Genomic DNA, 19,830 nt, shown 5'->3' on the forward strand with positions numbered 1-19,830 from the left:
CGGAACTTCCCTGTGGATCCAATGACCATATTGCTGTTCGTCATGCTTGGACTCTTTGTCTTCATGATGTTCCGCCGCAACAAGAAGACCCAGCAGCAGCAGGCTGAAATGCAGTCCAAGTTTGCTCCGGGCGTCGATGTCATGACCAGCTTCGGTCTCTTTGGCCGCATCGTTTCCATCGACGAGGCCGAGAACAAGGTCGTTATCGAGCTGTCCCCGGGCAACCAGGCCACGGTCCACCGCCAGGCCGTTACCAAGGTGGTCGAGACGACCCCTGAGGAAGCTCCGGTTGTTCCGGATGACGCTTCTTCCCTCACTGCAGCGGAGACCGAATCTTCCGCAGCTGTCGAGACGCCGGAAGAAACCATCGCGCGCCTCAACAAAGAGGACAAGAAGGACAACTAGCATCGTCAGTCGCGGCAACTCCGCGGAAGACACCTTCTACGGCAGCGGAAAGCCGCCGGCAGACGCTCACCAGCGTGCGCCGGCGGCTGTTCGGCGATAACAGGAAGATCGATAATGGCACGGACCGGCCCCAAAAACTCAGCCCGCAGGGTGCTGACTTGGCTTGGAGCAATATTCGTTGTACTCACCGCTGTCCTGGCTGGCGGGGTGGTGACTGGCCACGCCAGTTGGGCTCCCAAGCTTGCTTTGGACCTTGAAGGCGGAACCCAGATGATCCTGGCCCCCAGGGTGGAGGGTTCCAGCGAAATCAATGAGGAGCAGCTCAACCAGGCAGTTGCCATCATCCGGCAGCGTGTGGACGGCTCAGGCGTAGCCGAAGCAGAGATCAGCACGCAGTCCGGCCGCAACGTGGTGGTAAGCCTTCCGGGTACACCGTCCAAGGAAACCCGTGACCTTATCCAGGCTTCCGCGGACATGACCTTCCGCCCGGTTATCGCTGCGGCCGACCCCGCCGCCATTCCTGCCGAGTCCCGGACGCCGGACGACCAGTTGCCCAAGCCCACGGCAGAACCTGCCAATGCCAGTGACGTCAACTGGGTGACCCCCGAGGTCTACAAGGAATTTGAGGCACTGGACTGCGTCAATCCCTCCGCTGAAAGGCGCGACCGTTCCGATCCCTCCAAGCCCTTGGTGACCTGTGAGGCCGCCACGGCAGAGACCCCCGCGATCAAGTACATCCTTGGTCCGGTCGAGGTCAGGGGTCAGGACATCAGCGATTCCACCTTTTCCCAGGTCCAGGGTGCACAGGGTTCTGTGACCAACTCCTGGGGTGTGAACATCGTCTTCAACGCCGACGCAACTGCAAAGTTCAAGGCTGTCACCGAGCGGCTTAACCAGTACTACGTTGCGGCGCAGGCACAAGGGAGCAACGACCCCAAGTCGCAGTTCGCAATCGTGTTGGACGACAAGGTCATTTCTGCTCCACGATCCCTCGCGGTGATCACCGATGGACGGCCGCAGATCACGGGTAACTTTACTCAGGCCTCTGCCAAGGCACTGTCCGATCAGCTCCGTTACGGCGCGTTGCCTATCAGCTTCGAAATCCAATCACAGGAGCAAATCTCTGCCACGCTCGGTGGCGACCAGCTTCGCCTCGGGCTGCTGGCCGGCATGATCGGCCTGCTGCTGGTTGTTGTCTACTCACTCTTCCAATACCGCGCCCTTGGACTCGTCACCATTGCATCCCTTGTGGTTGCCGGCGGCCTGACCTATCTGGCCATCGCCATTCTTGGATGGACCGAGAACTACCGGCTTTCCCTGGCTGGTGTGGCCGGTCTGATTGTGGCCATCGGCCAGACCGCTGACTCGTTCATCGTCTACTTCGAACGTATCCGCGATGAATTGCGGGATGGCCGCGGCCTCGTTTCCGCGGTGGAAAATGGATGGAAGCGCGCCAAGCGAACGGTGCTGGCTTCCAAGGCGGTCAATCTCCTTGCTGCATTGGTCCTCTACTTCGTGGCGGTGGGCAACGTCCGTGGTTTCGCGTTCACGCTCGGCCTGACTGCAATTGCCGACCTCATTGTGGTGTTCATGTTTACGCACCCCACGCTGCAACTCCTGGCGCGCACCAAGTTCTTCGGCGAAGGACACCGTTTCTCCGGGCTTTCCCCTGACCGGCTGGGCGCAGTTCCCCTGTACCGGGGGGCCGGAAGGCTCCGTACTTCGGACGAAAAGCCCACACCGGTGCGGGCACGCAACACCGGCGCAGTGGCCGAAGCCGAACGACGCATGACCATCGCCGAACGGCGCCTCGCCGAGAAGGGCCAGCTCACTGGTTCCTCCAAGGCCACCAAGGAGGAGAAGTAATGACCACGAGCTTCGCAACCTTCGGCCACGAGCTTTACACGGGCAAGCGCTCGTACAGCTTTGTTGAATCCAAGAAGATCTGGTTCATCATCGCCGCAGTCGCCGTTGCCCTATCCATCCTCATTCCGGTGGCTAAAGGTGGATTCAACCTCGGCATCGAATTCCGCGGAGGCTCGGAATTCACCGTTTCCAATGTGAGCAACACTGATGCGGGCCTCGGCGAAAAGGCCGTCCATGACGTCGTACCGGATGCCATTCCACGCGTTGCGAACGTCGCCGGTAACACCATGCGTATCCAGACGGACCAGTTGACTGACGACGAGACCAACCGCATCAAGGATGGTCTCACAAGCGCATACGGCGTCACGGAGAACGAAGTGACGTCCAACTTCGTCGGACCCACGTGGGGACAGGACGTCACCCGTCAGGCGCTCATCGGCCTGGTGGTCTTCGTTGGGTTGGCGGCCGTCCTGATGGCGCTGTACTTCAGAACCTGGAAAATGTCGCTGTCTGCCCTCGTGGGCATGCTCGTCACCATGTTCACCACAGCAGGTGTCTACGCACTGAGCGACTTCGAGGTCACGCCGTCGGCCATCATTGGCTTCCTGACGGTCCTGAGCTACTCGCTCTACGACACCGTGGTGGTCTTCGACAAGATCCGCGAAAATACTGCCGATATTGCCACGTCCACACGCCGCACGTTCGGCGAAGAGGTCAACCTGGCCGTCAACCAAACACTGGTCCGCTCCATCAACACCATGATGGTGGCTGTCCTCCCTGTGGCGGCGATCCTCTTCATCGGTGCCGGGCTTCTGGGCGCGGGCACGTTGCGTGACCTCTCCCTGGCGTTGTTCGTCGGGATTCTTATTGGCACGGCAGCAACGATCTTCATCGCGGCGCCGCTTTATGCGTGGCTGCGGCAGGGTGAGCCGGAGCTCGTGAAGCAAGCCAAGAAGGTGGAGCACCGCAGGGCGGAAGTTACCGTTTAGGGCCATTCCAGCCCAGAGATTCGCCTAAGAGCCGGTCCCCGCGATACTGCGGAGGCCGGCTCTTTGACTTGCCGGTCCTGTCGTCATGTGCTGCCCAGTTGCAGAAGCATTCGTTTGCGGGAATAGACTGGGAGAATTAAATCGGTTGTGAGGGGTACTTCTGTGGAAGAACGTGCGACGTCGGCACCACCGGCGGGCGGAGAAGACGGCCACAATGCTGTGGCGGTTCCGGCAACAAGTGTGGCTGGACGGACTGCCGGCGCGGTTCCGATCGATACTCCTGGCGTGCGTCCCACCTTCCCGGGACGGAGGGAGCGCACCCGTTCCCGGCTTGCCCGCCTGACAGGCCGTGGCGTCGCCCCGTACTCACCGATCCTTGAGCCGCTGCTGCGGACGGTAAGGGCCAACAACCCCAAAGAAGACTTTGACCTGATCCAGCGGGCTTTCGCTGTCGCAGAGCGGAGCCACCAGGGCCAGAAACGCAAGAGCGGTGACCCCTACATCACCCACCCGGTGGCGGTGGCCACCATACTGGCCGAGCTCGGCATGACGGGCACAACCTTGGCTGCGGCGCTGCTTCACGACACCGTGGAGGACACACCGTACACACTCGCTGACCTGACACGGGATTTTGGCCCCGAGGTTGCCATGCTGGTTGACGGCGTGACAAAGCTCGATAAGGTCAGCTTTGGCGAGGCCGCCCAATCGGAGACTGTCCGCAAGATGGTCGTGGCCATGGCCAAGGACATCCGCGTCTTGATGATCAAGTTGGCTGACCGCTTGCACAACGCGCGTACCTGGCGGTTCGTCTCGGCTGAGTCCTCGTCACGCAAGGCGCGCGAAACGCTGGAAATCTTCGCGCCACTGGCACACCGCCTGGGCATGAACACCATCAAATGGGAGCTCGAAGATCTCTCCTTCGCTGCTCTCTACCCGAAGGTGTACGAAGAAATTGTGCGCATGGTGGGAGACCGCACGCCCGAGCGTGAGAAGAGCCTCAGCGTCATCCGCAACCAGATAGCTGATGATCTCCGCACGGCACGTATTAAGGCGACCATCACTGGCCGTCCCAAGCACTATTACTCGATTTACCAGAAGATGATCGTCAGGGATAAGGACTTCGACGACATCAACGACCTCATGGGCGTTCGGGTCCTGGTTGATTCAGTCCGCGACTGTTATGCAGCACTTGGCACTCTGCATTCGCGCTGGAACCCCCTTCCCGGGCGGTTCAAGGACTACATTGCCATGCCCAAGTTCAATATGTACCAATCGCTGCACACCACGGTGATCGGCCCGGGGGGTAAGCCCGTGGAGATCCAGATCCGTACCCACGAGATGCACCGACGGGCAGAGTACGGTGTGGCAGCGCACTGGAAGTACAAGGACCAGCCGAACAGGACCGCGCAGGGCCCTGGCAGCCCACGTGACGGCGATATGGGCTGGTTGCGGTCGCTTGTGGACTGGCAGCAGGAAACATCCGACCCGGGCGAGTTCCTGGACTCCCTGAGATACGAAATTAATGCACGTGAGGTCTTCGTCTTCACCCCCAAGGGCGAGGTCATGGCCCTGCCCGCTGGATCGACCCCTGTGGACTTCGCTTATGCTGTCCACACCGAGGTAGGTCACAGGACCATTGGCGCCCGCGTCAACGGCAAACTGGTCCCGCTCAACAGTGAGTTGAACCATGGCGATTGGGTGGAGATCTTCACCTCCAAGGCCGAAGGAGCAGGTCCCAGCCAGGACTGGCAGCATTTCGTCAAGTCTGCGCGTGCCCGCAACAAGATCCGTCAGTGGTTTACCAAGGAACGTCGCGAAGAAGCGATCGATCGTGGCAAGGACATGCTGACGCGGGCAATGCGAAAGCAGAACCTCCCGCTGCAGCGGTTGATGACACATGACGCGTTGTCGGCCGTCGCGGAAGACTTCCACTACGTGGACATCTCCGGTCTCTACGCGGGCGTTGGGGACGGGCACACGTCGGCCCAGTCCGTCATGGAAAAGCTCGTGGAGCACCTGGGCGGCCACGAAACTCCGGACGAAGACCTCGACGAAGTCAGCATTCCCACGCAGGTTGCCAAGTCCAAGTTCTCAGACTCCGGCGTCATCGTCCGTGGCGTGGGTGACGTCTGGGTCAAGCTTGCCCGATGCTGCACCCCTGTTCCCCCGGACCCCATTCTTGGGTTCGTTACCCGTGGCTCCGGAGTTTCTGTCCACAGGACCGACTGCACCAACGTCTCGGGACTTCGCGACCAGCCGGACAGAATCGTGGAAGTGGAGTGGGCTCCAACCCAGTCGAGCGTTTTCCTCGTGGAGATTCAGGTGGAAGCCCTGGACCGCAAGTCCCTGTTGTCCGATGTGACGCGTATCTTGTCGGAGAATCATGTCAACATCCTCGCCGCCTCGGTTCACACCTCAAGCGACAGGGTGGCGATCTCGAAGTTCGCTTTCGAGATGGGCGATCCCAAGTACTTGCACCACGTCCTGAATGCTGTCCGCCGCATCGATGGTGTCTTTGACGTCTACCGCACCACGGGTAACAGGCGCCGCAGCTAGTTCAAGGCCGGGACTGCCAGCCTTGACAGGGTGGCCAGCGCGCGCTTCTTGTGTGGAACCCGTGGCGCCGCCTCCACGGCAAGGGTGAGGAGCCGCAGCCGGACACCGAGTTCTTCACGTTCCAAGAGGCGTTTCAGAGCAGGCAAGGCACGGTCGGCTTCGACGTGAAGAGCGATATCTGCAGCGGTGCGGAGCGGGCTGCTCACCAGCATTCCTCCGAGGCTTACCACGTCCATTTGGCCCAGCCGTACTTCATGGAGACTGCACGCCGTGGTTCCCCGCAGGCTCGAGATACGGTGCTTCGCATCAACCAGCAGTGACAAATGTTCGGGCGGATTCGCGCACCCGTAGATCCAGGCTGCAGTGAGCCGGCCGGCAACCACCTTGGTTCGTATGCGCTCCGGAACCGTGAGGGCTGCTGCGCGGGCCCTCAGGCGATGCGTGACAGCGACGCCGGGTGAGGCGTAGCTCTTGCCGTAGAGGGGGAGCAGAATGCCGTCGAAGGCCATGCCCTGCAGTTCGTTCCAGGAGAAGATGCGGCTGGGGGAGTAGAGCTCGGGGATGACCGGCTCCAACAGGGGCGGGGCAGTGACAGCGGGGACCATTCATCGATCATTCCGTGCACGCGCCTTACGAGTACAGGCTCCGTCCTGGTTATGTGGATAACCAGGACGGAGCCTGCAGGTATGCGAAACCTTGGTGAGGGCTAGGCGAGGTCGCTTGCCGAACGCTGGATCTGGTCCAGCCATGCCTGACGGGCATCCAAGGCTTCACGGGCAGCCTTGATGCGGCGCTGGTCGCCTGCCTTCTCCGCCTTCTCCAGGTCTTCCTTGAGGCCGGCGATAGCGGCTTCAAGTTGTGAGAGGGCGCTGTTGGTGCGGGCCTTGGTCTCCGGGTTGCTCCGGCGCCATTTCTCTTCTTCGGCTTCGCGTACAGCGTCCTCGACCTTGCGCAGGCCGGCCTCGATGCGACCCATGTCCGCCCGGGGAACCTTACCGGCGTCTTCCCAGCGGTCCCGGATGGACTGAAGGGCCTTCTTGGCAGAGTTGAGATCGTTGATGGGCAGCAGGGACTGCGCTTCGGCTACCAGTTGTTCCTTGACCGCCAGGTTCGCCGTGTATTCCTGGTCGATCTGGTCGTTGGCGGCCTGTCGGTTGCTGAAGAAGACGTCCTGGGCGGCGCGGAACCGGCCCCAGAGAGCGTCGTCGTCCTTGCGGCTCGCGCGGGGAGTGGCCTTCCATTGATCCATCAGCCTGCGGTACTCGCCGGCAGCGAATCCCCAGTCGGTGGAAGAAGAGAGTGCCTCGGCCTCTGCGATCAAGGCCTCCTTGGCCGACTTCGCAGCGGAATTGTTGCTGTCCAACTGCGAGAAGTAGGCGCGGCGGTGACGATCAAAAACCGTACGTGCCGAACGGAACCGTTTCCACAGTGCGTCTTCGTTGCTGCGGCCCAGGCGGACGCCGCTCTTCTGCGCAGCCTTCCATGTTTCGAACAGCTCGTTCATGCGGGCGCTGGAGGTCTTCCACTGGATCTGCGTGGGATCCTGGCCTGCAATGGATTCGGCTTCGGCTACGATCGCTTCCCGTGCTGCAAGCTCGCTGGCCCGCACGGCATCGTGGGCAGCTTTCTCGGACTTTTCCAGTTCCACGATGTGGGTGGACAGGGCATCCAAGCGGGACTCGGCGGAGCGGATGTCGCCCACCATGTTGCGCTCGGCGAGTTGCTCACGAAGGTGCGTGACGGTCTTCTGCATGTCTGTAGCCGGAGCCTTGGACTCCACCCGGTGCTCCAGCAGCACCACCTGGGCAATGACGTCGTCGAACTTCCTGGCAAAGTAGCCCAGCGCTTCATCCGGACTGACGCCGGGGTATTGGCCGACAGCGATCTCCTCGCCATCCAGCGTCAGGAAGACGTGGCCGTCGCCTTCAGCGCGGCCCCATTTAGCGGCCTCGGCCAGCGACGCAGCAGACACAGCGGGGGCGGCAGGAATCACCGCGGCGGGAGCTTTCGGGCGGGCCGCAAAAGCCGCGGGGGAAGGGGCGGCGGACGGAGCCGGGCGCGGTGCGGCCGGCGTCGCAGGCGGGGTGGCCGTGGCTGGTTCCGCGACCGGGGTAGCTGGTTCCTCCACGGCGGGGGCTGGAGTCCCGGCAGGAGTTGGCTGCTCTGCAGGCGCCGGCGCGACGGGGTTTTCCACGTTGTCGGCGCTGTTCGCCTCGACTGCTTCTTCGTTGGCCACTACTGCTGTTTCGTCGGATTTCTGACTGTCTGTCACCGCTAAAAGTCTTTCGCTTGGAGGGACTGCTAAGGTAATGCACCCCGGGCCGGGGCCTGGAGCTGGTTACTTCAGAGAAAACGAGTCTATCGTGACAGGTGCCACAGGGGCGCCGTCACCGGGATTTTCGCCCGCTTTAAGGCCGGCCGCGGCGATCTTGGTGACCACATCCAATCCGCTGGTTACCTTGCCCACCACCGTATATCCGCCAGCCGTATCTGCCGGAATAGTCGTGTCTTTGTAGACGATGAAGAACTGGTGCCCATTACCGTTGGCGTCGTTACCGGTGCGGGCTACGGCAATCGTTCCGGCTGGGTACTTGTTGTCAGCAGGCGCGTTTTCCAACGGACCCCACCGGTAGTTGGGATCATCCGCCCCGTCTTCCGAGGAGGCGCCGCACTGCAGGAGCCCGAACGTTTCGGACGTTGTCAGGCGGTGGCAGAACTTCCCGTTGTAATAGCTGGCGTCGCTGAGAGACTTGAAGACGGCGGCAGCCTGCGGTGCCGCCGTTCCATTCAGCTCAATGCCGACCACGCCGCTGTTCAGCGCGAGCTCACCGGTGAAGGTCTTCCCCGCTGCCGTGTCGGGGCTGGGAATATCGGCGCTGTTCGAAGCCGACGGTGAAGCGGAAGGAGAGCTCAGGCCGGCTTCTGCGGCTGCGAACTCGGCCTCAGTGGGGTTGGAGCTGAAAACAGTCAGTTGCAGCACCACGGCGAGGACTACTGCCGCTGCACCGGCGCCGACGGCGATGGTGTTGTCGCGTTTGCGCCGCTTTCCCTGTTCCTGTCGCAGGGCACGCTTGGCTTCCATCTGCCTGATACGCCGTTTCGCTTCGCGGTCATCCCGCGACCTTGTTGCCAAGAGTCCTCCTGATTGTGTCCACTTTCCGAGGCTGCCCACAGGAACCGGGCATGCTGCATTAGATGTGCACGCGCGGAAAGCATAAACTGGCTGCCGCACATAGTTTATGCATGACCGGCTGGACGCCCGCCCTGTAAACGCCGAACGGGCGTTTTAAAGCTGCGGCGCCGACGCCAGGGTCAGCTTTCTTCGAGGAGACATTTCCACCATGGCACGTACCGCCTCCCTGTCCGGATTCCCCGAGTGGCTTCCCCAGGAGCGGTTGGTGGAACTCCATGTGCTGGATACGCTCCGGAAGACGTTTGAGTTGCACGGGTTTTCGTCCATCGAGACCAGGGCAGTGGAAACTGTGGGGCAGCTGCTCCGCAAAGGCGAGATCGACAAAGAGGTTTACGGGCTGAGCCGGCTCCAGGATGACGAGGGTGAGGCTGCGAAGCAGAACCAGGCGGATAAGGCTGACCCGAATGCCTTGGCCCTGCACTTCGATCTGACGGTTCCCTTCGCCCGCTACGTGGTGGAGAACGCCGGCTATTTGGCGTTTCCGTTCCGGCGCTACCAGATCCAGAAGGTCTGGCGTGGTGAGCGCCCCCAGGAAGGCCGCGCGCGCGAGTTCACCCAGGCGGACATTGACGTGGTGGGCGACGGCGAGCTCCCGTTCCGCTACGACGTCGAGATCGCCCTGGTCATCGCCGAGGCACTGAGCGCGTTGCCGATTCCGGATTTCCGGCTCCGGATCAACAACCGGAAGCTGGCCGAAGGCTTCTACCGGGGTATTGGCCTCACAGACACCGCGGGCGTACTGCGCAGCATCGACAAACTGGAAAAGATCGGCGCTGCCAGGGTGGCAGAGCTGTTGAAGAGCGAGCTCGGTGCCACGGACGAGCAAGCCGGACTGGCCCTGGAACTGGCAAGTATCCGCACTGAAGACACCTCCTTCGTCCAGCAGGTACGCGCTTTGGGCGTCACAGATGAACTCCTGGAGGAAGGGCTCAACGAGCTTGAACAGGTCATCCAAGCGGCAGTCCAGCGCGCCCCGGGCAAGGTAGTTGCAGACCTGAGCATCGCCCGCGGCCTGGACTACTACACCGGAACCGTCGTCGAAACCGTGCTGGTGGGCCACGAGCAGCTGGGTTCCATTTGTTCCGGTGGCCGTTACGACGCCCTGGCTAGCAAGGGCAACCGCAAGTTCCCCGGCGTCGGCCTTTCCATCGGCGTCACGCGGCTCGTTTCCCGCATACTCAGCCAGGAATTGGCAACGGCCTCGCGGTCGGTGCCTACTGCTGTTCTGGTGGCCTTGAACACTGACGACAGCTGGTCCGCTGCCCAGGACATTGCCGCCCAGCTGCGCGGCAGGGGCATTGCAACCGAGGTGGCGGCCAAGGCCGAGAAGTTCGGCAAGCAGATCAAATTTGCCGATCGCCGCGGCATCCCCTTCGTGTGGTTTACCGACGACGACGGCAAGCACCAGGTCAAGGACATCCGCTCCGGCGAGCAGGTGGACGCCGACCCGGCGAGCTGGACGCCTCCCGAGGAGGACATGCACGTCCGCGTCACCACTGCCTGATACACACAGCGCTTGTTCCGCCGGTTGGCGGGAGCCGCGGCCGGTGCGGGTAAACTCGGACGGGACCGCCTTGCAGCGGTCCCTATAAATTTTCATGCTGAAAGGAATGCTGTGCTGCGCACACATGACCTCGGATCACTTCGCTCCGAGCACATTGGACAAACCGTTACCCTGGCCGGCTGGGTGGGCCGCCGCCGTGATCACGGTGGCGTTGCATTCGTTGACCTGCGTGACGCGTCCGGTGTCGCCCAGGTGGTTGTCCGTGAGGAAGAGGTCTTCCATGGCTTGCGGAACGAGTACGTCCTGCAGGTGACGGGTACCGTCAACAAGCGTCCCGAAGGCAACGAAAACCCGGCCCTGGCAACAGGTGGGATCGAGGTCATCGCCGATAAGGTGGTTATCCTCAACACTTCCGAGCCGCTTCCGTTCCAGATCGACGAGCACGTTGAAGTTGGCGAGGAAGCCCGCCTTAAGCACCGCTACCTGGACCTTCGCCGCCCTGGCCCCGCACGCAACATGCGCCTGCGTTCGGAGGCCAACCGCGTGGCCCGCGAGTTGCTGCACCAGCGTGGTTACGTCGAAATTGAAACTCCCACGCTGACGCGTTCGACGCCGGAAGGCGCCCGCGACTTCGTCGTTCCGGCACGCCTGGCTCCAGGCTCCTGGTACGCGCTTCCGCAGTCACCGCAGCTTTTCAAGCAGCTCCTCCAAGTGGGCGGTTTTGAAAAGTACTACCAGATTGCCCGCTGCTACCGCGATGAAGACTTCCGGGCGGACCGCCAGCCCGAATTCACGCAGCTGGACATCGAAGCCAGCTTCGTTGACCAGGACGACGTCATTGAGCTCGGCGAAGCAATCGTCAAGGCACTGTGGCAGTTGATTGACGTGGAAATCCCGACCCCGATCCGCCGGATGACGTACCTGGACGCGATGGCCAAGTACGGTTCGGACAAGCCGGACCTGCGTTTCGGCGTGGAGCTGACCGAGCTCACTGAGTTCTTCAAGGACACCAACTTTGGCGTCTTCAAGGCCCCGTATGTCGGAGCCGTGGTCATGCCCGGTGGTGCCTCACAGCCCCGCCGTACTCTGGACGGCTGGCAGGAATTCGCCAAGCAGCGCGGACACAAGGGTCTTGCCTACGTCCTCTTCAAGGAGGACGGCGAACTGGCGGGCCCCGTCGCCAAGAACTTGACGGAGGCCGAGCGCGAAGGCCTGGCCGACGCTGTCGGTGCGAAGCCGGGCGACTGCATCTTCTTCGCCTCCGGCGAGAAGTCCGCTGCGCGTGCCCTGCTCGGTGCCGCGCGTGTCGAGATCGGTCACCGCACCGGTTTGATCGATCCCAAGGACTGGGCTTTCGTGTGGATCGTGGATGCTCCGATGTTTGAGCCTGCAGCGGCCGCTGTAGCTTCCGGTGACGTCGCCGTGGGCGCGGGTCAGTGGACGGCCGTGCACCACGCGTTCACGTCGCCCAAGCCTGAGTTCCTGGATACCTTCGACAAGGACCCTGAGTCCGCACTGTCGTACGCCTATGACATCGTCTGCAACGGCAACGAAATCGGTGGCGGCTCCATCCGTATCCACGAGCGCGAAGTGCAGGAACGTGTCTTCCAGCTCATGGGCCTGGACAAGGAAGATGCTGAAACCAAGTTCGGCTTCCTGTTGGAGGGCTTCAAGTACGGCGCACCTCCCCACGGTGGAATGGCCCTCGGCTGGGACCGCGTGGTTGCCCTGCTTGCCGGGGTGGAGTCCATTCGCGACGTCATTGCCTTCCCGAAGTCGGGTAATGGCTATGACCCCCTGACTGCCGCGCCCGCGCCGATCACTGCGCAGCAGCGCAAGGAGGCTGGCGTCGACTTCAAGCCGGAAGCCAAGCCGGCGGCCAAGCCGGAAACGAAGTCCGAATAGATCGTTAGCCAAAGGCTCTCCACCTCGGTGGGGAGCCTTTGGTGTTCCTTCCAGCGAAAGGTGCTCCGACCGTGGTTGAGCAATCCACCATCGAGACACTCATGGACAAAGCGTGGCCAGCCCTGGAACGGGAAGCGGCAGGGGAGTGGGTACTCCGCGCCTCGGACGGAGTGACGCAACGGGCCAACTCCGTGTGGCCGAAGCGTACATCCAACGGTGTTCCCGCCGGTGTTCCCGCCAGTTCAGATCGTGCGGGTATCGAAGCGGCCGTGCGGTCTGCAGCTCAGTGGTACCGGAAACGTCGCCTTCCCGTGATTTTCCAGGTCTTCGAGGATTCCCGCAGCGCTGCCCTCAACTCTGTTTTGGACGGCCAACGCTTCACCCGGCAGTCTGAAACAAGGATCATGGTCCGCGGCACGGACGGTCTGCCGGTCGGCGCCTCAGGAATGCGTGTGGAACTCGCTGAGAACCCTTCGGATGAATGGCTCCGGTTGTGGTGGGCCGTCGACGGCCGTGGCGGGGAGGCCGAGTTGTCGGTCGCCCACAAGATTCTCACCGCTTGTCCGGAACTGTACGCGCTGGTGCGGGACGACGACGGCGTCCCAGCCGCCGTCGGTCGTCTTGCCTTGGTGGACGGCTGGGGCGGTATCTACAGTATGGCGACGACGACAGGGCATCGCAGGCGCGGATACGGCACCCAGGTGCTGGCAGCGTTGCTGAATGCAGGGGCCGAACGGGAGCTTGAGGGATTCTGGCTGCTGGTCACCGAATCCAACCACGGAGCGCAGTCGCTGTACTCACAGGCGGGTTTCACCGACTTCGGCAGCTACGTGTACCGGCAAGCTCCATTGAAGCGTGCCCTCAGCGGCTGCTAGCCCGGAGGATCGGTCACTGTGATCCGGATTGAGCAAGCGTCGGCGGCGGCCTTCGGGAGGACGTTGGACTTGGCCACCTGAATGTCCAGGAAAGCAAGGCGGGTCCGGCCTGCAACGGTTTTGAGGGCTGGTTGGGCAAGGACCTGCTCCACCAAGGTGCGGTCGCCGCCAGGAACAATGTACTCAATGCGGTGCCGGGCGAAAATTCGTGCGGCGTGTTCGGCCGTGGACTTGGACTCGAGGTGGCGGTTCCCGGTCTTCGACGCCAGGATCGTTGCTCCACTGGCCGAGGCCACAGCGTAACCACCCCGGCGCACCAGCACGAGGCCCAGCCCACGCTCCTGGGCGGCAAGGGATGCCAGGCGCTCAAGCTCCGTCGCTCCGCGTCCCGGGCGTCCGTCAGCAAGCCAGGGTGCGCGTAGCAGGGCGGCAGCACCGTCAGCCGCACGCAGCAGCAGCCCGTCGTCGTGGAAATCTTCCTGCAGCGCTCCGTGGCTCGCCTTGAACCGTTCGACCCAGCCAAGGAGCCGCTCCGCCGGTACAACAGCCGTGCGGGTGGTGTTACCCGGCTGCTGTGGCAGCGGGGCTGATCGGGGGCGGCCCACGTCGATGTCTCCTTTGCTCGAACTATGAGTAGCCTATCCATGTGGAAGATCTCTTTGGTGCGGGTGCAGTCAACGACGACGAGTCGGAGGATCTGCCTGCCACCGGGGGACCTTCCGACGCCCACTGGATGGCGTCCCAACGCAGCCCCTTGGCGGTGAGAATGCGGCCCCGGACCTTGGATGACGTTGTGGGCCAGCAGCATTTGCTGGGAAAGGGTTCCCCTCTTCGGCAGCTGGCGGCCGGAGCCGAGGCGGCCGGTCCGGCAGGTCCCAGCTCGGTGATCCTTTGGGGACCGCCTGGGACCGGCAAGACCACCCTGGCACACGTGATCGCGCGGGGTCCGGGACGGAAGTTCGTTGAACTGTCCGCGATCACCGCCGGTGTGAAGGATGTCCGGCGCGTCATGGACGAGGCACTGACGGCGCGTGACCTTTACAAGAAGACCACGGTCTTGTTCCTCGACGAGATCCACCGCTTCAACAAAGCCCAGCAGGATGCGCTGCTGCCCGGCGTGGAGAACCGCTGGGTTGTGCTGGTGGCAGCTACCACGGAGAACCCATCGTTCTCGGTAGTGTCGCCGCTCCTGTCCCGCTCGCTCCTGCTGACCCTGAAGCCGCTTACCGACGATGACATTTCGGGTTTGCTCCAAAGGGCTGTGGCAGACGCCCGCGGCCTCTCCGGACGGGTGGAGCTCAGCCCGGAGGCCTTGGACCACCTCGTCCGGTTGTCCGGGGGTGACGCCCGGAGGGCGTTGACAGCACTGGAAGCCGCCGCCGGCGTTGCGTTCGGTGACTCTGCCGCCGTCGGGAACACCGACCCCGCAGACGCGGAGGAGGACAGCGACGACGGCGAACCCGGACTTGCGGGCGACGGCGCACCGGACGCCCCGGTCTTGGTGGAACTGCGCCACACCGAACGCGCCCTGGACGCAGCAGCCGTTCGCTATGACCGCGCCGGTGACCAGCACTACGACGTAGCCAGCGCGTTCATCAAGTCCATTCGGGGCTCTGATGTTGATGCCGCACTGCACTACCTGGCGCGCATGCTGGAGGCTGGCGAGGACCCGCGGTTCGTCGCGCGGCGCATCGTTATTTCCGCGGCCGAAGATATCGGGATGGCCGATCCCACGGCGTTGCAGACGGCCGTGGCGGCCGCGCAGGCGGTACAGCTGATTGGCATGCCGGAGGGGCGGATCGTTCTTGCCGAAGCCGTGGTCCACTTGGCTACCGCACCCAAGTCCAATGCTGCCTACATGGGCTTAAACAAGGCCGTTGCCGATGTCCGGGCCGGTTTTGGCGGCGGTATCCCCATGCACTTGCGGGACGCGCACTACCCGGGCGCCAAGCAGCTGGGCCACGGCAAAAGCTACAAGTACGCCCACGACGAACCGCACGGCGTGGCAACCCAGCAGTATCCGCCAGACGACCTGGTGGGGAAGGACTACTACGAGCCAACCAATAACGGCGCTGAACGGGACATCGCGGCACGGCTTGAACGGCTTCGCAAGATCGTGCGTGGGGAGTAGTCCGCCGAAACAAGCAAGCGGTGGGCGGCGGCCCTGCACATGGTAGGATAGTTGCTTGTCTGGCATGGCCCGACGCACAATCCCTTTGAAGATTTACTCCATAGTGCTGTGCGCCCGGGCTAGTAGCAAGAGGCAGCGGTTGGCCGATGCTCTCCCTGATGGAGGCCAGTAACACAGACACACCGCAGTAATTGGAAGGACACAAGTGGCTAACAACACTCGTGCTCGCCGTACCGCACGTCTTTCACGTGCACTCGGCATTGCTCTGACCCCCAAGGCCGCCAAGTACATGGAGCGCCGTCCGTACGGCCCCGGCGAGCATGGCCGTGCCCGCAAGAAGCAGGACTCCGACTACGCCGTACGTCTGCGCGAAAAGCAGCGTCTGCGCGCCCAGTACGGCATCCGCGAAGCACAGATGACCCGTGCCTTCGAAGAAGCACGCCGCACCAAGGGCCTGACCGGTGAAAACCTGGTTGAGCTGCTCGAAATGCGTCTGGACGCCCTCGTGCTCCGTGCAGGCTTCGCCCGCACCATCGCACAGGCCCGCCAGCTGGTTGTGCACCGCCACATCATGGTTGACGGCATCCGCGTGGACCGCCCGTCCTTCCGCGTTGGCGAAGGCCAGCTCATCCACGTTCACAGCCGCTCCGAGGTCATGCCCCCGTTCCAGGTGGCAGCAGCCGGCGCACACGTTCTGAACAACGTGCCGGCATACCTGGACGTCAAGATTGACGCCCTGCAGGCCCGCCTGGTTCGTCGCCCGAAGCGCTCTGAGGTCCCCGTGATCTGCGAAGAGCAGCTCGTCGTCGAATTCTACGCTCGCTAAATTCAAGCAGCGCATACAAAGAAGCCCGTGGCACACGCCGCGGGCTTCTTTGTATGTAAGGTACCGGTCCAATGTAGGTAAGGTACTTGGGGAGGCCTTGGCCAAAGCCGTGAACCGGCTGGTGCAGGGCAGCGCAACGATCCTAGGAGAAGAGTTCTATGTCTGGTGGCGACATCGCGGGCCTCATCGCAGCAGGAGTGTTCGCGCTCCTTGTTCTGCTGTTGGCCGTGCCCATCCTGAAGCTGGGCGGCGTTTTTGACGAAGTCCGCACCTCCATCCGTTCCATCAGCGACGGCGCCACGCCCCTGATGGACGAAGTGACCGCTACGGTGACTACCACTAATCAGCAGCTGAAGAAGGTTGACGGCATTGCCTCCAACGTCTCAGATGCATCTGCCAATATTTCCGCGTTGTCGTCGCTCGTGGCCGCCACCGTTGGTTCGCCGCTGATCAAGGTGGCTGCGTTCAGTTACGGCGTCCGTTCTGCTTTCGCCGGACGCCGCGCCCCTTCCTCCGGCCGCCGCAGCCGCTGAAACAACGGGAGACCATAAACCCATGAAAAGAATTGTTTGGATGGGCATCGGCGTCGCAATCGGCGTCATCGCCTTCCGTAAGATCACCGAAGCCAAGGCCACCATCGGGCCCGAAGGGTTGAACCGCGCGGTCGGCCGAATGGCTGATGGCTTGTTCGACTTCGCCGACGCCGTGCGGACCGGCATGCATCAACGCGAAGAGGATCTTCGGGCAGCGTTGGGGATCGACGACGCCGGAGCGGGTCGCCGCTAGCAGGAGCGGTTCGCTCCAAAGCCCTCAACAGGGCAGAATGGAAAGCTGCGGAACGGCACCAGCCGGTACCGCGCACATCGTGTGCAGTGAATTGAGAAGGGTAAGTAATCAGCTAATGAAGTCGCAGGAGATCACCAAGCGCTGGGTGGACTTTTTTGTCAGCAAGGGCCACACCGCCGTTCCCTCCGCGTCGCTCGTTTCCAGCGACCCGTCGCTTCTCTTCACTGTGGCCGGAATGGTGCCTTTCATTCCCTACCTGACTGCGCGCGAAGAGCCTCCCTACAAGCGTGCAACAAGCGTCCAGAAGTGCATCCGCACCGGCGACATCGAGGAAGTGGGCAAGACCGCCCGCCACGGCACGTTCTTCCAGATGTGCGGTAATTTCTCCTTCGGCGACTACTTCAAAGAAGACGCCATCAAGTTCGCTTTCGAACTGCTCACCACCAGTGTGGACGACGGCGGCTATGGACTTCCGGCCGAGCGCCTCTGGGTGACGGTCTACGAAGAAGACGACGAAGCCAAGGAACTGTGGCTCAAGAACACCGGGATTCCCGCCGAGCGCATCCAGCGCATGGGCAAGGCTGACAACTACTGGTCCACTGGCCAGCCTGGCCCCGCCGGGCCTTGCTCGGAGATTTACTACGACCGTGGCCCCGCCTACGGCATCGAAGGCGGTCCGCTCGCTGACGAGACCCGGTATATCGAAATCTGGAACCTCGTGTTCATGCAGTACCAGATTGAGAACGTCCGCTCCAAGGTGGACTTCGACATTGTGGGCGAACTGCCGCAGAAGAACATCGACACCGGCCTGGGCATGGAACGCCTCGCGATGATCCTCCAGGGCGTCGAGAACATGTACGAGACCGACCAGGTCCGTCCTGTGATCGACAAGGCCGCTGAACTTTCGGGCCGCGAGTACACCTCGGCCGAGTCCGCGGACGACCCGCACCACACGGACGATGTCCGCATGCGCGTTGTCGGCGACCATATCCGTTCCGCACTCATGCTGATCGCTGACGGCGTAGCACCATCCAACGAAGGCCGCGGCTACGTTCTGCGCCGCCTGATCCGCCGTGCAGTTCGCGCCATGCGCTTGCTCGGCGTCGAAAAGGCTTGCCTGCCGGATCTCCTCCCCGCCTCCCGCGACGCCATGAAGGGCGTTTACCCGGTGGTGGAGACCGACTTCGCCCGTATCAGCCGTATCGCCTATGCCGAAGAGAAGGCGTTCCTGCGCACCATTGCTTCCGGTACGGCCCGCTTGGAGGATGCCGTGGCCGAGTCGAAGGCTGCCGGGGTTCCCCTGTCGGGCGCCGATGCCTTTGCACTTCACGACACCTACGGCTTCCCGATTGACCTGACCTTGGAAATGGCAGAAGAAGCCGGCCTCAAGGTCGACGAAGCGGGCTTCCGCGCGCTCATGCTTGAGCAGCGCCAGCGTGCACAGGCTGACGCCAAGGGCAAAAAGGGCGGCCACGCTGATCTCAGCGCCTACCAGGAGCTCCTTGGCAAGGGCGAGACAGTCTTCACGGGCTACGACGAACTTGAGGGCGAAGCCAAGGTCCGCGGCATCGTCAGTGGCGGCCGTTCGGTAGCGCATGCTGCCACCGGCGACGAAATTGAGCTGGTCCTGAACGAGACCCCGTTCTATGCAGAAGCCGGCGGCCAGTCTGCCGACACGGGCCTCATCACAGGAGATGGCTTCGTGGTGGAGGTCCTGGATGTCCAGCGTCCCATCAAGGGCCTCAGCGTACACAAGGCGATTGTCCGCGAAGGCGAGATTGCGTCCGATGCCTTGGTGCGCGCCGCCGTCGACCGTGAACGCCGCCACGCTGCAGAGCAGGCGCACACCGGTACGCACATCGTGCACGCCGCCCTGCACCAGATCCTTGGCCCGGAAGCTACCCAGCGCGGTTCGTACAACAAGGCCGGGTACCTCCGGTTCGACTTCGCCTGGGGCGAGGGCCTGAGCACGGCCACACGTTCGGAAATCGAAGAGGTCTCCAACATCGCCATCCGGAACAACTTCCGGGTAGACACCAAGGTGATGGGGCTTGCTGAGGCCAAGGCGCTGGGCGCCATGGCGCTCTTCGGCGAAAACTACGGCAGCGAAGTACGTGTAGTGGAGATCGACGGCGCCTGGTCCCGCGAGCTGTGCGGTGGCACGCACGTGTCCAACACCTCCCTCATTGGCAGCCTCTCGCTCTTGGGCGAACAGTCCGTTGGCTCGGGAAACCGCCGTGTTGAGGCCTTCGTTGGCTTGGATGCCTTCCGTCACCTGGCAGCCGAGCGGGCTTTGGTGACTGAGCTCACTGAACTGTTGAAGGTTCCGTCGGGGCAACTGGCCGATCGTATCGCCAGCACGCTGGGCAAGCTGAAGGCAACGGAGAAGGAACTCGACCGCCTCCGCAAGGAGCAGCTGGCAGCAGCGGCCGCAAACCTTGTGGGTACCGCAAAGGACGCTGCAGGTGTGCGGGTAGTAGCCCACGACGCCGGTCAGGTTGGCGGAGCCGACGACCTCCGGAACCTTGCCCTGGACCTCCGCAGCCGCCTCGGCTCGGAAGCTGCCACGGTGGCCGTTGCTGGTGTCAGCAATGACCGCCCGGTGATCCTCATTGCCACCAACGAGGCTGCCCGCGAAGCCGGAGTGAAGGCCGGTGCGCTGGTTCGCCTGGCTGCCGGCATCCTCGGTGGTGGGGGCGGCGGCAAGGACGACGTCGCCCAAGGCGGCGGCGCCGACGCTGGGAAGGTCTCTGAGGCCCTCACAGCGGTGGTGGATGCGATAGCCAAGCGCTGA

16 protein-coding genes are annotated in these 19,830 nt (G+C 62.8%); 12 read left to right on the forward strand and 4 right to left on the reverse strand.

The genetic code is table 11. From position 1 onward, the window contains the following. The first annotated feature begins 21 nt into the window (after positions 1-21). From yajC to N7568_RS00710, 4 genes are all read left to right on the forward strand, one after another. Positions 22-405, forward strand: coding sequence for a preprotein translocase subunit YajC (gene yajC, locus N7568_RS00695; protein ID WP_261608482.1), 384 nt, complete (start codon positions 22-24; stop codon positions 403-405). 114 nt (positions 406-519) lie between these two features. Continuing rightward, on the forward strand, positions 520-2,271 hold the full coding sequence (gene secD / locus N7568_RS00700; protein WP_261608006.1) for a protein translocase subunit SecD: 1,752 nt from the start codon (positions 520-522) through the stop codon (positions 2,269-2,271). Next, the gene (gene secF, locus N7568_RS00705; protein ID WP_261608007.1) at positions 2,271-3,260 is read left to right on the forward strand and encodes a protein translocase subunit SecF; all 990 of its coding nucleotides are present in this window, start codon (positions 2,271-2,273) and stop codon (positions 3,258-3,260) included. The genes secD and secF overlap by 1 nt, the downstream gene beginning before the upstream one ends. A 162-nt stretch (positions 3,261-3,422) precedes the next feature. After that, positions 3,423-5,816, forward strand: a complete 2,394-nt coding sequence (locus tag N7568_RS00710; RefSeq protein ID WP_368736500.1) for a bifunctional (p)ppGpp synthetase/guanosine-3',5'-bis(diphosphate) 3'-pyrophosphohydrolase — start codon at positions 3,423-3,425, stop codon at positions 5,814-5,816. On the opposite strand, the gene N7568_RS00715 is transcribed toward N7568_RS00710, so the two are convergent. The 3 genes from N7568_RS00715 to N7568_RS00725 all read right to left on the reverse strand — a co-directional run bounded on the left by N7568_RS00715 (position 5,813) and on the right by N7568_RS00725 (position 8,949). Beyond that, positions 5,813-6,421 (reverse strand): hypothetical protein, encoded by a 609-nt coding sequence (locus tag N7568_RS00715; protein WP_261608008.1) that lies wholly within the window; start codon positions 6,419-6,421, stop codon positions 5,813-5,815. The two genes, N7568_RS00710 and N7568_RS00715, sit on opposite strands and share 4 nt — an antisense overlap. 101 nt (positions 6,422-6,522) lie before the next feature. After that, complete coding sequence (locus tag N7568_RS00720; protein WP_261608009.1) at positions 6,523-8,088, reverse strand: DUF349 domain-containing protein; 1,566 nt, start codon at positions 8,086-8,088, stop codon at positions 6,523-6,525. Between the two features lie 66 nt (positions 8,089-8,154). Next, complete coding sequence (locus tag N7568_RS00725; RefSeq protein WP_261608010.1) at positions 8,155-8,949, reverse strand: peptidylprolyl isomerase; 795 nt, start codon at positions 8,947-8,949, stop codon at positions 8,155-8,157. A gap of 208 nt (positions 8,950-9,157) precedes the next feature. On the opposite strand from N7568_RS00725, the gene hisS reads away from it, so the two are divergent. The 3 genes from hisS to N7568_RS00740 all read left to right on the forward strand — a co-directional run bounded on the left by hisS (position 9,158) and on the right by N7568_RS00740 (position 13,293). Continuing rightward, positions 9,158-10,513 carry a histidine--tRNA ligase gene (gene hisS, locus N7568_RS00730; protein ID WP_261608011.1) on the forward strand — a complete coding sequence of 452 codons (1,356 nt, stop codon included), beginning with the start codon at positions 9,158-9,160 and terminating at the stop codon, positions 10,511-10,513. A gap of 111 nt (positions 10,514-10,624) precedes the next feature. Then, positions 10,625-12,418 (forward strand): aspartate--tRNA ligase, encoded by a 1,794-nt coding sequence (gene aspS / locus N7568_RS00735; protein ID WP_261608012.1) that lies wholly within the window; start codon positions 10,625-10,627, stop codon positions 12,416-12,418. Positions 12,419-12,519: 101 nt separating this feature from the next. Then, a complete protein-coding gene (locus N7568_RS00740) occupies positions 12,520-13,293 on the forward strand; it encodes a GNAT family N-acetyltransferase (protein ID WP_306422508.1) in 774 nt (257 codons plus the stop codon). On the opposite strand, the gene N7568_RS00745 is transcribed toward N7568_RS00740, so the two are convergent. Continuing rightward, positions 13,290-13,898: a Vms1/Ankzf1 family peptidyl-tRNA hydrolase gene (locus tag N7568_RS00745; protein WP_261608014.1), complete on the reverse strand. Its 609-nt coding sequence runs from the start codon at positions 13,896-13,898 to the stop codon at positions 13,290-13,292. The two genes, N7568_RS00740 and N7568_RS00745, sit on opposite strands and share 4 nt — an antisense overlap. Before the next feature lie 41 nt (positions 13,899-13,939). Here N7568_RS00745 and N7568_RS00750 point away from each other — a divergent pair, with 41 nt between their 5' ends. The 5 genes from N7568_RS00750 (at position 13,940) to alaS (ending at position 19,830) form a co-directional block, all read left to right on the forward strand. Next, positions 13,940-15,424, forward strand: a complete 1,485-nt coding sequence (locus tag N7568_RS00750) for a replication-associated recombination protein A (RefSeq protein ID WP_261608015.1) — start codon at positions 13,940-13,942, stop codon at positions 15,422-15,424. A 205-nt stretch (positions 15,425-15,629) separates the two neighbouring features. Continuing rightward, positions 15,630-16,250, forward strand: a complete 621-nt coding sequence (gene rpsD / locus N7568_RS00755) for a 30S ribosomal protein S4 (RefSeq protein ID WP_011774968.1) — start codon at positions 15,630-15,632, stop codon at positions 16,248-16,250. Between the two features lie 158 nt (positions 16,251-16,408). Next, positions 16,409-16,783: a DUF948 domain-containing protein gene (locus tag N7568_RS00760; RefSeq protein WP_011774967.1), complete on the forward strand. Its 375-nt coding sequence runs from the start codon at positions 16,409-16,411 to the stop codon at positions 16,781-16,783. Between the two features lie 22 nt (positions 16,784-16,805). Further along, positions 16,806-17,036, forward strand: a complete 231-nt coding sequence (locus N7568_RS00765) for a hypothetical protein (RefSeq protein ID WP_261608016.1) — start codon at positions 16,806-16,808, stop codon at positions 17,034-17,036. A 115-nt stretch (positions 17,037-17,151) separates the two neighbouring features. After that, a complete protein-coding gene (alaS, locus tag N7568_RS00770) occupies positions 17,152-19,830 on the forward strand; it encodes an alanine--tRNA ligase (RefSeq protein WP_261608017.1) in 2,679 nt (892 codons plus the stop codon).

The organism is Paenarthrobacter aurescens (assembly GCF_025421775.1).
GTDB classification, from domain to species: domain Bacteria; phylum Actinomycetota; class Actinomycetes; order Actinomycetales; family Micrococcaceae; genus Arthrobacter; species Arthrobacter aurescens_B.

Coding starts and splice junctions, on each gene's coding strand:
- N7568_RS00740 (WP_306422508.1), top strand. CDS start 12,520: ATGGACAAAGCGTGGCCAGCCCTGGAACGGGAAGCGGCAGGGGAGTGG.
- secD (WP_261608006.1), top strand. CDS start 520: ATGGCACGGACCGGCCCCAAAAACTCAGCCCGCAGGGTGCTGACTTGG.
- secF (WP_261608007.1), top strand. CDS start 2,271: ATGACCACGAGCTTCGCAACCTTCGGCCACGAGCTTTACACGGGCAAG.
- N7568_RS00760 (WP_011774967.1), top strand. CDS start 16,409: ATGTCTGGTGGCGACATCGCGGGCCTCATCGCAGCAGGAGTGTTCGCG.
- alaS (WP_261608017.1), top strand. CDS start 17,152: ATGAAGTCGCAGGAGATCACCAAGCGCTGGGTGGACTTTTTTGTCAGC.
- N7568_RS00765 (WP_261608016.1), top strand. CDS start 16,806: ATGAAAAGAATTGTTTGGATGGGCATCGGCGTCGCAATCGGCGTCATC.
- yajC (WP_261608482.1), top strand. CDS start 22: ATGACCATATTGCTGTTCGTCATGCTTGGACTCTTTGTCTTCATGATG.
- hisS (WP_261608011.1), top strand. CDS start 9,158: ATGGCACGTACCGCCTCCCTGTCCGGATTCCCCGAGTGGCTTCCCCAG.
- N7568_RS00715 (WP_261608008.1), bottom strand. CDS start 6,421: ATGGTCCCCGCTGTCACTGCCCCGCCCCTGTTGGAGCCGGTCATCCCC.